The organism is Streptomyces sp. NPDC038280 (assembly GCF_055600045.1).
This window is the reverse complement of sequence record NZ_JBVJYZ010000022.1, coordinates 46,539-58,764: the sequence shown is the minus strand read 5'-3', so window position 1 is coordinate 58,764 and position 12,226 is coordinate 46,539. Positions and strand designations below refer to the sequence as shown.

General features: G+C 71.4%; 12 protein-coding genes. 3 read left to right on the top strand and 9 right to left on the bottom strand.

The features are described 5' to 3' along the window. Positions 1–51: 51 nt before the first annotated feature. The 3 genes from ACZ7J0_RS30485 to ACZ7J0_RS30475 form a co-directional block, all read right to left on the bottom strand. A complete protein-coding gene (locus tag ACZ7J0_RS30485) occupies positions 52–1,161 on the bottom strand; it encodes a HAMP domain-containing sensor histidine kinase (protein WP_470892772.1) in 1,110 nt (369 codons plus the stop codon). Beyond that, positions 1,158–1,901: a response regulator transcription factor gene (locus ACZ7J0_RS30480; protein ID WP_468707138.1), complete on the bottom strand. Its 744-nt coding sequence runs from the start codon at positions 1,899–1,901 to the stop codon at positions 1,158–1,160. Before ACZ7J0_RS30480 ends, ACZ7J0_RS30485 begins: the two co-directional genes overlap by 4 nt. Before the next feature lie 113 nt (positions 1,902–2,014). After that, positions 2,015–2,680, bottom strand: coding sequence for a spermidine synthase family protein (locus tag ACZ7J0_RS30475; protein ID WP_470892770.1), 666 nt, complete (start codon positions 2,678–2,680; stop codon positions 2,015–2,017). 282 nt (positions 2,681–2,962) lie between these two features. Here ACZ7J0_RS30475 and ACZ7J0_RS30470 point away from each other — a divergent pair, with 282 nt between their 5' ends. Further along, a complete protein-coding gene (locus ACZ7J0_RS30470; protein ID WP_470892768.1) occupies positions 2,963–3,718 on the top strand; it encodes a rhomboid-like protein in 756 nt (251 codons plus the stop codon). Here the strand turns inward: ACZ7J0_RS30470 and ACZ7J0_RS30465 are convergent. Then, on the bottom strand, positions 3,636–4,175 hold the full coding sequence (locus ACZ7J0_RS30465; protein ID WP_470892767.1) for a hypothetical protein: 540 nt from the start codon (positions 4,173–4,175) through the stop codon (positions 3,636–3,638). The two genes, ACZ7J0_RS30470 and ACZ7J0_RS30465, sit on opposite strands and share 83 nt — an antisense overlap. Positions 4,176–4,341: 166 nt before the next feature. Here ACZ7J0_RS30465 and lon point away from each other — a divergent pair, with 166 nt between their 5' ends. Continuing rightward, on the top strand, positions 4,342–6,759 hold the full coding sequence (gene lon / locus ACZ7J0_RS30460; protein WP_470892765.1) for an endopeptidase La: 2,418 nt from the start codon (positions 4,342–4,344) through the stop codon (positions 6,757–6,759). Between the two features lie 73 nt (positions 6,760–6,832). Here lon and ACZ7J0_RS30455 read toward each other — a convergent pair whose 3' ends face one another. Together ACZ7J0_RS30455 and ACZ7J0_RS30450 are read right to left on the bottom strand one after the other, a co-directional pair. After that, positions 6,833–7,618 carry a trypsin-like serine peptidase gene (locus ACZ7J0_RS30455; RefSeq protein WP_470892763.1) on the bottom strand — a complete coding sequence of 262 codons (786 nt, stop codon included), beginning with the start codon at positions 7,616–7,618 and terminating at the stop codon, positions 6,833–6,835. Between the two features lie 97 nt (positions 7,619–7,715). Continuing rightward, on the bottom strand, positions 7,716–8,531 hold the full coding sequence (locus tag ACZ7J0_RS30450; RefSeq protein WP_470892761.1) for a lysozyme: 816 nt from the start codon (positions 8,529–8,531) through the stop codon (positions 7,716–7,718). 220 nt (positions 8,532–8,751) lie between these two features. Between ACZ7J0_RS30450 and ACZ7J0_RS30445 the strand changes: the two genes are divergently transcribed. Continuing rightward, the gene (locus ACZ7J0_RS30445) at positions 8,752–9,237 is read left to right on the top strand and encodes a MarR family winged helix-turn-helix transcriptional regulator (protein WP_470892759.1); all 486 of its coding nucleotides are present in this window, start codon (positions 8,752–8,754) and stop codon (positions 9,235–9,237) included. Between the two features lie 35 nt (positions 9,238–9,272). Here ACZ7J0_RS30445 and ACZ7J0_RS30440 read toward each other — a convergent pair whose 3' ends face one another. The 3 genes from ACZ7J0_RS30440 to ACZ7J0_RS30430 all read right to left on the bottom strand — a co-directional run bounded on the left by ACZ7J0_RS30440 (position 9,273) and on the right by ACZ7J0_RS30430 (position 11,942). After that, the gene (locus ACZ7J0_RS30440; protein WP_470892757.1) at positions 9,273–9,827 is read right to left on the bottom strand and encodes a cupin domain-containing protein; all 555 of its coding nucleotides are present in this window, start codon (positions 9,825–9,827) and stop codon (positions 9,273–9,275) included. 28 nt (positions 9,828–9,855) lie between these two features. Next, positions 9,856–11,079, bottom strand: coding sequence for a cytochrome P450 (locus tag ACZ7J0_RS30435; RefSeq protein ID WP_470892756.1), 1,224 nt, complete (start codon positions 11,077–11,079; stop codon positions 9,856–9,858). Positions 11,080–11,159: 80 nt separating this feature from the next. Further along, complete coding sequence (locus ACZ7J0_RS30430; protein WP_470892754.1) at positions 11,160–11,942, bottom strand: hypothetical protein; 783 nt, start codon at positions 11,940–11,942, stop codon at positions 11,160–11,162. Between the last annotated feature and the right edge of the window lie 284 nt (positions 11,943–12,226).

Here is a 12,226-nt window from a genome sequence, read left to right as displayed (position 1 = left end):
ACGTCCCGTTCACTTGGACGCAGAACGCGGGCTTCCGGTTCGAACCCTACGTCAACCGGTCGCCTGGAGGCTGCCCGGAAGAGTGACCTGGATACGGCATCCACGTGCGGATTCGGCCACACCGATACGGCCACCGTGCAGATCCACCGCCCAGCGGGCGATCGCCAGGCCGAGACCCGTACCGCCGTCGCTTCCCGGCCCGTGCGGCGCGGCCACGCTGCCCCGGTTGAACCGCTCGAAGACCTTGCGCCGCTCCGACTCCGGAATGCCGGGGCCCTCGTCCTCGACCTCCAGCTCCAGCGAGCCCGGTTGCGGGCCGCGCCGGGCCCGTACCGTCACACGGCCGTGCGGCGGGGAGTGCTTCACGGCGTTGTCGATCAGATTCGCCATCACCTGGTGCAGCCGCTCCGCGTCCGCGTGGGCGGTCAGCTCCGGCGGCGACACATCGAGGTGCAGATGGACGTCGGTGCGGGTGTGATGGCCCGATCCGGAGGACAGGCCACGCTGGGAGGCGGCCAGATTCGCCTCCCGCAGCACTCCCGACAAGTAGGGCCACACCTCAAAACGCCGAGCCTTCAGCGTGACGACACCGTTGTCGAGTCGTGACAGATCGAGCAGGGTCTCCACCAGCCGGCCGAGGCGCTCGGTCTGCTTCAGGGCCGTACGCATCGTCTCCGGATCGGCGGCCGAGACGCCGTCCACGACGTTCTCCAGGACCGCCCGCAGCGCGGCGATCGGGGTGCGCAGCTCGTGCGAGACATTGGCGACCAGCTCCTTGCGGTGCCGGTCCACGGCCTCCAGGTCGTCCGCCATCCGGTTGATCGTGGAGGCGAGGTTCCCGAGCTCGTCGCGGCGGTCCGCGCCCCGGACGCGCCGGGTGTAGTCGCCGTCCGAGATGGAGGTGGCGACCGTGTTCATCTCATCCAGCGGCGCGGTCAGGCCGTGCGCCACGAACTGGGTGATCAACAGCGTCGCGATCATCGCGAAGACCGTGATGTAGCGGAATTCGGTGGCCGTCCTTATGGCCACCAGGGCCAGCCCCGAGGTGATGAACACCGATCCGACGACCAGCGCGCCGAGCTTGGTCTTGATCGAGATCAGAACCCTGCGTGCCCGTCGTCCGGTGTGCGCCTCCCGCACCCGGGGCCGGAGCGTGCTCATGGCGCCGGGGTCTCCAGCGCGTATCCCACGCCATGGACCGTACGGATCCGCTCCGCCCCGATCTTGCGGCGCAGCGCCTTGATGTGGCTGTCGACCGTCCGGGTGCCCGAGGCGTCCGCCCAGTCCCACACCTCGGCCAGCAGCTGCTCCCGGGAGAGCACCGCGCGCGGCGTGTTCGCCAGGCAGACGAGCAGGTCGAACTCGGTCGGCGTCAGGTGCACGTCCTCGGTGCGCACCCGGACCCGGCGCTGGGCGTGGTCGATCTCCAGCTCGCCCAGGCGCAGGATGCCGCTGCGCGGCGTCACGGCGGCGAGCGCCGCCCGCTCCACTCTGCGCAGCAGGACGTGCACCCGTGCCGCCAGCTCGCGCATCGAGAACGGCTTGGTCATGTAGTCGTCCGCGCCGACTCCCAGACCCACGAGCATGTCGGTCTCGTCGTCACGCGCTGTGAGCATCAGGACCGGGACCGGGCGCTGGGCCTGGACACGGCGGCAGACCTCCAGCCCGTCGAAGCCCGGCAGCATCACGTCGAGGACCATCAGGTCCGGCTGCCAGGCCTCCGCCGCGTCGACGGCCGCAGGGCCGTCGGTCGCCGTCTGGACCAGGAAACCCTCGGCCCGTAGCCGGGCGGCGATGGCGTCCACGATCGTGGTGTCGTCCTCGACGACCAGGACCCGTCGCTGGGCGCTGGTCGTCGGGTACGACGCCGCACCGTTGTGGCTGGTGTGTGTCTGCTCCATCGCCCCGCCCCTGTCGCGCTGTCGCGCACCGCACGTAGTTCTGTGTGGCCGTTTTCCGTCCGGCCGTGATCCGTGTGTGAGTCAGCAGCGTAAAGGCAGTCGCGCCGTCCCGGCTACGCAGCCCGGACGCCGAGGTGCACCACATCGGGAACGCCTCGGGCAACGTGGATCTCTTCGGTTCTTACCCCGCTGAATCCGGCATTCCGCAACGACTCTTCGAATTTCTCCGACGGCCGGGCCGACCACACGGCGAGCACGCCGCCCGGTGTCAGCCGGTCCCGACAGGACGCCAGCCCGGCGGGGGAGTACAGGTTCTCGTTGTCCTCCGTGACGGTCCAGTCCGGGCCGTTGTCGACGTCCAGGCAGAGGGCGTCGTAGGTGTCCGGGGTGGTGTGGAGGTACTCCACGAGGTCCGTGTGCAGGATCACGGTGCGCGGGTCGCCGAGCGCCTGTCCCGAAATCGCCGCGAGCGGCCCCTCGCGGTGCCAGTCGATGATCGCCTGTTCGCGCTCGACGACCGCGATTCGCGACCAGCCCGGGTCGGCCGCCGCGTGCGCCAGGGAGAATCCGACGCCGAGTCCACCGATCAGGACGGAGTGGCCCGGGGCGCCGCCGAGAACCTGGGCCGCCGCGTCGATCAGCAGACGTTCGGAGCGGCCGTCGGACGTGTCCATCAGGAACGTGCCGTTGGCGATGATCTGGAGGAGGGACCCGTCCCGTCGCAGTACCACCTCCCCGTACGGTCCTTCGCGCCGGTCGAGGGTGACGGGGGCGGACATGGCGGGGAGCCTCCTGCCGTGTGCGGGTAGGTGTCGGACGGTTCCGGACACGTCTCGCGTACCCGGACGCCGTCGGCCCATCCTCCCCGTACGGCACGGGTCGGGACAAGCGCATTGGCCACTCGGGGCGTGACGGAGGTCACGGGAGGCGGGGAGTGGTGATCGCCGCGGGTGGGGCAGGGTGGACCCGGGGGACGTGTCGACAGGCAGCGGACGAAGGGATCTGGCGCGGTGCACCGGCTTCCCCCGCCCGGAACGGCCGAAAGGGCCACGGCGTCCGGCGTGTCCGAGGGGCGTGCGACCGGGGCGCCCGAGGAAGGCGCTCCACTGCTGAACGTTCTCCCGTCCCAGCGGACCGCCACCCCGTCCCGAGCCTGCCGCCCGCTTCCCCGGGCCGCCGCTCTCCTGCCCACACCCACGGGCACCCCCTTCACCTTCTGCTACGCCCTCGTCCTCGTCGCGACCTCCCTGTACGCGCGGTTCGGCGACCCGGACACGGTCGCCGCGCTGCTCCGGGGTTCGAGCACGGACGCCGCCCACCTCGCCCGCACGCCGCTGCTCGTCCTCGTCGCCAGCGCCTTGTGGATCGCGGGCGGCCTCGCCTCTCCGTACGCCCTCGGCTTCGTCCTCGTCCTCACCGCCCTGGAGCGCCGCGTCGGCGGGGTGCGCACGGCGGGTGTCTTCCTGGCCGGGCATGTCGTGGCGACCCTCGCCACCGAGGTGCCGGTCGGGCTCTCCGTCCTGGCCGGGCGGCTGCCCGAGTCGTCGCTCCACCGGCTCGACTACGGCATCAGCTTCGGGCTGCTCGCCTGCGTCGGCGCACTCGCCGGCCTGCTCCGCGCGCCGGCCCGGACGGCCCTCCTCGGCGGGACCTCGCTCGTACTGGTCAGTGACCTGCTGGCGTTCGAGGATCCGCTCAGCGACTGGGGCCATCCGCTCGCGCTGTTGGCAGGGGTCACTTGCTGGTCAGTCGTGCGTCGTCGGGCAGCGCCGCGAGCACCCGGTCCAGAGCGGGCGGGCGCTCCCCGTCCCCGGTGACGACGACCCGGTGCTGATGCGCGATCACATACTGGAAGCCGTCGAAGACGGGCGTCCCGGCGGGCCGGGCGGGCACCTTGGCGTAGGCGGGGTCTTCCAGGGCCTCCCGCAGCGTCCCGACCTCGGCCGGGGACATCCGGCCGGTGCGCTCCGGCTTCGTCCCCGACCGGGAGGTGTAGCGCCCGTCGTAACGGACGGTCAGGTCGTTGCTGACGCCCGCGAAGCCGCCGCTGACGTTCACATGGACGAGTACCTCGTCCGGGTCGGGGGTGTGCTTCGCCGGCGCCGGAGTGCCCGAGGGTCCCTCGGCGGGCGGTGACGGCATCCCGCTGCCGCCGGTCGGCGCCGACCGGTCCGGGGGCGGCGGTGCCGTGGTCCCGCAGCCGGTCACTCCGAGCGCGACGGCCAGCAACAGCCCCGCGCACCACGTGTTTCGTCCGTGCCCGCGCATGGTCATGGCCCCGAGCATGCCGGGTCGGGCGGGAGAGGACCACCCCTCCGCCGCACCCGGCGGGACCCTCAGCTCGAGAGCGATCGCTCAGAGCGAACAGCCGCAGGGGAACAATCCACGGCTCACGAGCATTGAGTCGGCATAGCTCAACTTGACTGCTGAAGGGGAGATCATGGCTGCTGAGTCCACGGAGTACTCGACGCTCACTCTGCCTGTGCTGCCGCTCGACGACGAGGTCGTGCTGCCCGGAATGGTGGTGCCGCTCGATCTGTCCGACAACGACGTGCGTGCCGCGGTCGAGGCCGCGCAGGCGGCCGCGGCGGGCAGCAAGCCCAAGGTGCTGCTGGTGCCCCGGATCGACGGGACGTACGCCGGTACCGGCGTGCTCGGCACCGTGGAGCAGGTGGGGCGGCTCTCCGACGGCGACCCCGGTGCCCTCATCCGCGGCCGCGGCCGCGTGCGGATCGGCGCCGGTACGACAGGGCCGGGCGCGGCCCTGTGGGTCGAGGGCACCACCGTCGAGGAGACGGTCCCCGACCCGCTGCCCGGCTCGGTGAACGAGCTGGTCACCGAGTACAAGGCGCTCGCCACCAGCTGGCTGAAGAAGCGCGGCGCCTGGCAGGTCGTCGACCGCGTCCAGCAGATCGACGACGTCTCGGCCCTCGCCGACAACTCCGGCTACTCGCCCTTCCTGACGGCCGGCCAGAAGGTCGAACTGCTCGAGACCGAGGACCCGGTCGCCCGGCTCAGGCTCGCCACCGAGCAGCTGCGCGGCCACCTCGCCGAGCAGGAGGTCGCCGAGTCCATCGCCAAGGACGTCCAGGAGGGCGTCGACAAGCAGCAGCGCGAATTCCTGCTGCGGCGTCAGCTGGAAGCCGTCCGCAAGGAGCTGCGCGAGCTCAACGGAGAGAGCGGCACCGAGGACGAGCCGGACGACTACCGCGCCCGGGTCGAGGCCGCCGACCTTCCCGAGAAGGTCCGGGAGGCCGCCCTCAAGGAGGTCGAGAAGCTGGAGCGGTCCAGCGACCAGTCCCCCGAGGGCTCCTGGATCCGCACCTGGCTCGACACCGTCCTCGAACTGCCGTGGAACGAGCGAACCGATGACAGTGCTTCCGCGTACGACATCCAGGGCGCCAAGGCCGTCCTCGACGCCGAGCACGCGGGCCTGGAGGATGTGAAGGAACGCATCACCGAGTACCTGGCCGTGCGCAAGCGGCGCGCGGAACGCGGTCTCGGTGTGGTCGGCGGCCGCCGGGGCGGCGCCGTGCTCGCGCTCGTCGGCCCGCCCGGCGTCGGCAAGACCTCGCTGGGCGAGTCCGTCGCACACGCGATGGGCCGCAAGTTCGTCCGCGTCGCGCTCGGCGGCGTCCGGGACGAGGCGGAGATCCGCGGCCACCGGCGTACCTACGTCGGCGCGCTGCCCGGCCGTATCGTGCGCGCCATCAAGGAGGCCGGGTCCATGAACCCGGTGGTCCTGCTCGACGAGATCGACAAGGTCGGCTCCGACTTCCGCGGCGACCCCGCCGCCGCGCTGCTCGAAGTCCTCGACCCGGCGCAGAACCACACCTTCCGGGACCACTACCTGGAGGTCGAACTCGACCTGAGCGATGTCGTCTTCCTCGCCACGGCCAACGTCCTGGAAGCCATCCCGGAGGCCCTGCTCGACCGTATGGAACTGGTCAGGCTCGACGGCTACACCGAGGACGAGAAGGTCGTCATCGCCCGCGACCACCTGCTGCCCCGTCAGCTGGAGCGCGCGGGACTGGAGCCGGGCGAGGTCGTCCTGGAGGAGGCGTCGCTGCGCAAGCTGGCCGGCGAGTACACCCGTGAGGCGGGTGTCCGCACCCTGGAGCGCTCGATCGCACGCCTGCTGCGGAAGGTGGCGGCGCAGCACGAACTGGGCGACCGTAAGCTGCCGTTCACGATCTCCCCGGACGATCTGCGGGCGCTCATCGGACGGCCGCACCACGTCCCCGAGTCCGCGCAGGACCCGGCCGAGCGGCGCACCTCGGTGCCCGGTGTGGCCACCGGCCTGGCGGTCACCGGCGCCGGCGGTGACGTCCTCTTCGTGGAGGCGTCGCTGGCCGACCCGGAGACGGGCGCGGCGGGACTCACGCTCACCGGACAGCTCGGTGACGTGATGAAGGAGTCCGCGCGGATCGCGCTCTCCTTCCTGCGGTCGCACGGCGCGGAGCTGGAGCTGCCGGTGACCGGCCTGAAGGACCGGGGCGTGCACATCCACTTCCCGGCGGGCGCGGTCCCCAAGGACGGCCCGAGCGCGGGCATCACCATGACGACCGCGCTGGCGTCGCTGCTCTCCGGGCGCCTGGTCCGTACGGACGTGGCGATGACCGGTGAGGTGTCGCTGACCGGGCGGGTGCTGCCGATCGGCGGTCTGAAGCAGAAGCTGCTGGCCGCGCACCGGGCGGGCATCACGACCGTCGTGATCCCGAAGAGGAACGAGGCCGACCTGGACGACGTCCCGGCCGAGATCCTGGAGAAGCTGGAGGTCCACCCGGTGACCGACGTCCGCCAGGTCCTGGAGATCGCCCTCGCCCCGGCGGAGGTGCTGGTGACGGCGGCGGCGTAGCTCCCGGCGCGAGGCCGGTTCCTCCTGCCCCTGGACGGGTGGGAGGGACCGGCCCGGCGTGTGAGCGGAACGTCTACGCGCGGGCCGCCCGCTCGTAGAGCGTCCGCGCCCGTGCGCCGAAGAGCACCGCCGTCGACTCGGTGTCCGTGTCGCCGCCGCTCAGAACGCCGATCAGGTGGCCCGGACGGCGTGCGTCCCGGTAGTCGGCGAGCCAGGGGCTGCCGCTCGTGCCGTCCCAGAAGCCCGCGCACTCCATCACCATGGAGCCCTTCAGGTCCGGATCAGCGGTGGCGTCCGTCGTGCAGGCGATCGGGGTGTTCCCCGGATTGTGGTCGGCGTTCGGATAGCCGACGACGGTCACCCGGCGGTCCGGCCGTGACGACCAGTCGGGTGCCGCGCCGCCCACCACCTGCTGCACGCTGCGCCCCTTCGCGTCCGGCTCGAGGGTGAGGAAGGCGTAGTCGACGGCTTCGTCACCGGCCTCGCGCCAGCCGTCGTCGACCTGCACCGACCGGACCTTCCAGGTGCCGTACGGGGCCGTGCCCTCGCCCGGGCCGCGGAAGCCGGGGGCGAACGAGAAGTCCTCCAAGTACTCCCCGTCCGTGAACACGCAGTGCGCCGCCGTCGCGACGACGTCGCCCTTCGGACTGTCCACCACGCTCGCCGTGCACCAGTGGCCGTCCTCGCCGGTCAGTACGCCCACCGACGGCAGGCCCGCACCGGGCGCCGCCGATGTCCCGGGGGTGGGCGCGGGGGCCCGCGCCGGCGCCGCCGAGCGGGCGGGCGCGGCGCACGCGGTGGATCCGGTCAGGACGGCGGCGACGCACCACAGCAACAGCCTCTTCCCGTGCACGTACATACGCCCCATCCTTACCCACCCCGGGCCGCGGGGCAGAGGGAAACCCCCGGCGCGACGGCGCCGGGGGTTTTCTCACGAGGGGCGGTGACGCCGGCCGTCAGCCGTAGGCCAGCGCCTGGAGGCGGTCGTAGGCGCCGTTGAACCTGCTGTGGTCGCCGACCGTCGGGCCCGTCGAGGTGTACTGCCACATGGTGTAGTACACCCAGCCGGCCGGGAGTTCGCCCGCCGTCGTGTCGTAGCGGGCGATCCACAGCGGATTGACCGCGCCGAAGCCCGAGTAGTTGCCGGTGCACTGCTTCCACCAGGAGGTGGCCGTGTAGATGAGGGGGTCGCGGCCGGTGCGGGCCTTGTAGCGGTTCACGAAGTCACGGATCCAGGTGACCATGCCGGACGCCGTCTTGCCGTAGCAGGCCGAGCCGTACGGATTCCACTCGATGTCCAGGGCGCCCGGCAGGGTCCTGCCGTCGCGGGACCAGCCGCCGCCGTTGTTGACGAAGTAGTCGGCCTGGGTCGCGCCGCTCGTGGTGTCGGGGGTGGCGAAGTGGTACGCCCCGTGGATCATCCCGACGTTGTAGGAGCCGCTGTACTGCTGCCCGAAGTAGGGGTTCTTGTAGTACGTCCCCTCGGTGGCCTTCACGTAGGCCCACTTCACACCGCTCTTCCAGAGCGTGGACCAGGCGACGTTGCCCTGGTGGCTGGAGACGTCCACGCCCTCGGTCTGGACGTTGCGGGAGTCGCGCGGGAGACCGCCCACGCCGTCGTGGGTGGCGACGCCCATGCCCATGTGGGCCTCGCCGCGGACCGGCTTGTCGGCGGCGGTGGCCGCGCCGGGGAGAGTGAGGAGGAGAGCCAGGACCGCGAGAAGCGCGGCGGCGAGGGAGAAGCGGGGCGTGCCGGATCTGTGCACGGGCATTACGGGCCTCCGAAAGAGCCTCGGTGGTGGGGGGGATCCGATGTTGACAAGTCCATGGTGTGAACATGTCATTGATGACGCTACGCACGTAGACCGCCCGCGCGGAAGGGGGACAGGATGCTGCCGTTGGTCTACGCCTGCGAAATACTGGCGGAGCTGCGGCAACGGCTGCCGGTGGCGGAAACTTTCAGATTCCGGAAAGCGCGCGAGGGGTGCTGACGTGCAGGGAAGCGGTACGGGGAGCGAAGCGGACTCCAAGGGGACAAGTGGTGTGGACCACGAATTCCTGGCCCTGGAACGCGAATTGGCTGTCTTTCTGCGCCGCGCCCGTGCCTCCTCCGGCGAAATGGCCCGCGAGGTCCATCCGGACCTGGAGCCCGCTGCCTATGGACTCCTCGTCCGTCTTGACGAAGCCGGAAGTCAGCGCGCCACGGACCTCTCCGGCTACTTCGGCGTCGGCAAGGCGACCATGAGCCGTCAGCTCCGCGCCCTGGAGGACCTCGGGCTCGTCACCCGTACCCCCGACCCCGCCGACGGCCGCGCCTCCCTCGTCCGGATCACCGACGAGGGCCGCGACCGGTTCCGGCACGTCCGCGACGCCCGCCGGGAGCGCTACGTACGCAAGCTGGCCGGCTGGGACCGGGGCGAGATCGCCGAACTGGCACGGCTGCTGCACCAGCTCAACACCCGCGCCGAGAGCCCCTAGCGCACGCGCTCCCACCACGCCTCTCGCGGTGGCCCTCATGAAGCCGCACCCCCGGGCGGAGGCCCGTGCCGCAGCGGCGTCAGCTGCTCGATGTCGTAGCGGGTCCGCAGCTCGGCGACGGCCGGGTGGTCGACCGGGCCGCCCGAGCCGAGGATCTCCAACAGCTCCTCGAAGTACCTCTCGTGGTCCGGCGGAGGCGCGGCCTGGAAGAGGACCCGCGCGGGCTCGCCCGTCGGATTGGCGAACGCGTGCGGACACCCCGGGGGTACGAGCATCAGCGTGCCCGCCCTCGCCCGGACGGTCCGCTCCCCGGACGGGGACTCCCACTCGCGCCAGGAGTCGGGCGTGCGGACCCTCGGCTCGAAGGCGAGGACGTCCAGCTCGCCCTCCAGCACATAGAACAACTCCTCGCTGTTCCTGTGGGCGTGGGCGCCGACGTCGAACCCCGGCGGCACCACCACCTCGAACGTCGAGGCGATCGCGGACTGCCCGCCGGCCACCTTGAAGGTCACCTGCTGCGCCGCGCTCGTCAGGGTCTTGCCCGCGCCCGGTGGCACGATCAGTCCGCTGCCCGTCCGGACCGCCGTCATCGCCGCCGCTCCTTGGCATGGTGCGCGGTCACCAGGCCACCGGCAGGGACTCGGGGCCGCGGATCAGCGCACCGCGCTGCCACTGGACCTCCTCCTCGGGAACGGCGAGCCGCAGACCGGGGAAGCGGTCCCACAGGGTGGCCAGCAGGATCTCCGACTCCATCCGGGCGAGCGCGGCGCCGGGGCAGTAGTGCGGTCCGTGGCCGAAGGCGACGTGGGGGTTGTAGGCGCGGTCGAAGTCCAGCGCGTCGGGGTCGGCGAACACCGACGGGTCGCGGTTCGCCGCCAGGTACGAGACGTAGATCGCCTCGCCCTCGGGAATCACCACCCCGGCGACCTCGACGTCCTCCATCGCGATCCGGGACAGTCCCACGGCGTTGCGGTGCGGGATGTAGCGCAGCAGCTCCTCGACGGCCTGCGGCAGCAGCTGCGGTTCGGCGCGCAGCCTGGCGAGCTGCTGCGGGTGCGTGAGCAGCGCGTAGACCATGTTGGCGCTGTTGTTGCGGATGGCGTGGGCGCCGCCGATCTGGATCAGGACGGCGAGACCGATCGCCTCGGTCTCGGTGAGGACCCCCTCGCCGACGGCCTCGGCCAGCACTGCCGTCAGCACGTCGCTCTCGGAGCCGTGGCTGCGGCCGATGAGCGTACGGAAGTACTCGGACATCTCGTCCTTGGCCCGCTCGCTGACCTCCCGGCCGGCCGCGGCGGAGATGATGGTGTCGGACCAGTGGGCCATCAGATGCCGGTCCTCGGCCGGTACGCCCATCAGCTCGGTGGCCATGATCAGCGGGAAGGGACGGTTGACCATCTCCATGAGGTCGGCCGGCGGACCGTGCTCCTCCAGCGCGTCCAGCAGACCGTCCATCGCCTCCTGGGCGTGCTCCCGCAGGGCCTTGAGCGCGCGGGCGCTGAACGCCTTCGCCACCACGCGCCGCATCCGGGTGTGGTCGGGCGGATCGGCGAACCCGACCGCGTCGTCCGTCGGGATGAAGTGAGGGGCGAGCCGGGTGACGGAGCGCCCGAACACGGCCTGCCGGCTGAACCGCGGATCCACGGTCACGAACTTGACGTCCTCGTACCGCGTGACGAGCCAGGCATGGCCCTCACCGTGCGGCAGACGGATGCGGGTCACCGGCTCGTCGTGCAGCAGCCGGGCGAGCAGCGGGTCGAAGTTCAGACCGGTCAGATCGGGGACGGCCCAGAAGTGCACCTCGGGCGAGGGCGGAGCGGTGGGCGGCACGGCTTGGGTCATGTTCCCTCCCTCCCCGGTTTCCGTGTGAAGTTCGCCGAAGTCTGACAAACACACTCAATTGCACCAGGGGAGGTGGGGATTCAGAGTTCCACGTGGACGGCCGTGGCGTCGTCGTGCGTCTTCCAGCGGCGGAAGCCACCCGCCCGCGCGTCCTGGGATTCCCTCGTCCGCACCCGGTCGATCAGGCCGTCCGGCCCCTCCTTCTCGATGAGCAGGAAGCAGTCCGTCCAGCTGCCCTCCTCGAACAGCTCCACCCAGCGCGACGCGCCGTCCGTGAGCGCCGCCAGTGCCCGTACCTCCGCGCGCGGCGTCACCCCGGTCACGGCGAGTGCCGCCACCGCCGGGTCGGCCGCCGCGGTGTGGAAGCCGCCCTCGGCGTTGCGCAGCGCGTCCGTGGCCTCCAGCGAGCGCAGGATCTCCGGCGGGATCCGGTCGAGCCGGTCGTCGAGGACCGCATGGACCGCCCCGGTGGGTGACGCGAGCAGCAGAGCCGAGTCGGACAGGACCAGATGTTCGACGGAGGCGTCGTCCCAGCGGGCCATCACCACGGTCGCCTGCGGCGTGCGTACGTGAGAAAGGTCACAGGTGTCGCGATGGGCGTCCGCGGTGCGCCGGATTGCCAACGACAGGATCTCGGCCAGGGGCACCTCCCGCCTCGAACCGGACAGTTCGGTCAGCGCGCCACCGAGTCGGGCCGTGAACCAGGGGACGGTGTGCACACAACCGTCATCTCCCCGGGGTGGGGTCACCCCGTCCAGCAGGACCAGCACTCCGCCCTGGCCCGACGCGGGAAGGGCAACGGCGGCCCAGTCCTCGTTGGGGCGTTCGGGGCTGCCGGGGACAGTGGTGAGTGCGGTGCGCATGGGGCCCAGTCTGCATGACTCCTTCACATCGCCGCCGAATGGCCGGAATTGGCCTGTACCAGCAGGTCAGGGCATGCACCAGAGGCGGAATCGGTGACTCCGAGAAGCTGCGGGCGCGCATCCTGCCAAAGCCCGCGCGGAAGTTCCAGCCGACGGTACGGAGGCCTCCGCCGCGCCCGTCCGGGCAGCTTGTTTGTCAACTCAGGAGTGTTGTTCACTCGTTCGGGTGGCGGAGCGGCCGATGCGCGTCCCCTTCCCAAAAGCGCTGGAATGGTCGAAAGCCG

Excerpts from the sequence above, each read along its gene's own strand:
- ACZ7J0_RS30485 (WP_470892772.1), bottom strand. The coding sequence starts at position 1,161 with ATGAGCACGCTCCGGCCCCGGGTGCGGGAGGCGCACACCGGACGACGG.
- ACZ7J0_RS30480 (WP_468707138.1), bottom strand. The coding sequence starts at position 1,901 with ATGGAGCAGACACACACCAGCCACAACGGTGCGGCGTCGTACCCGACG.
- ACZ7J0_RS30475 (WP_470892770.1), bottom strand. The coding sequence starts at position 2,680 with ATGTCCGCCCCCGTCACCCTCGACCGGCGCGAAGGACCGTACGGGGAG.
- ACZ7J0_RS30465 (WP_470892767.1), bottom strand. The coding sequence starts at position 4,175 with ATGACCATGCGCGGGCACGGACGAAACACGTGGTGCGCGGGGCTGTTG.
- lon (WP_470892765.1), top strand. The coding sequence starts at position 4,342 with ATGGCTGCTGAGTCCACGGAGTACTCGACGCTCACTCTGCCTGTGCTG.
- ACZ7J0_RS30455 (WP_470892763.1), bottom strand. The coding sequence starts at position 7,618 with ATGTACGTGCACGGGAAGAGGCTGTTGCTGTGGTGCGTCGCCGCCGTC.
- ACZ7J0_RS30450 (WP_470892761.1), bottom strand. The coding sequence starts at position 8,531 with ATGCCCGTGCACAGATCCGGCACGCCCCGCTTCTCCCTCGCCGCCGCG.
- ACZ7J0_RS30440 (WP_470892757.1), bottom strand. The coding sequence starts at position 9,827 with ATGACGGCGGTCCGGACGGGCAGCGGACTGATCGTGCCACCGGGCGCG.
- ACZ7J0_RS30435 (WP_470892756.1), bottom strand. The coding sequence starts at position 11,079 with ATGACCCAAGCCGTGCCGCCCACCGCTCCGCCCTCGCCCGAGGTGCAC.
- ACZ7J0_RS30430 (WP_470892754.1), bottom strand. The coding sequence starts at position 11,942 with ATGCGCACCGCACTCACCACTGTCCCCGGCAGCCCCGAACGCCCCAAC.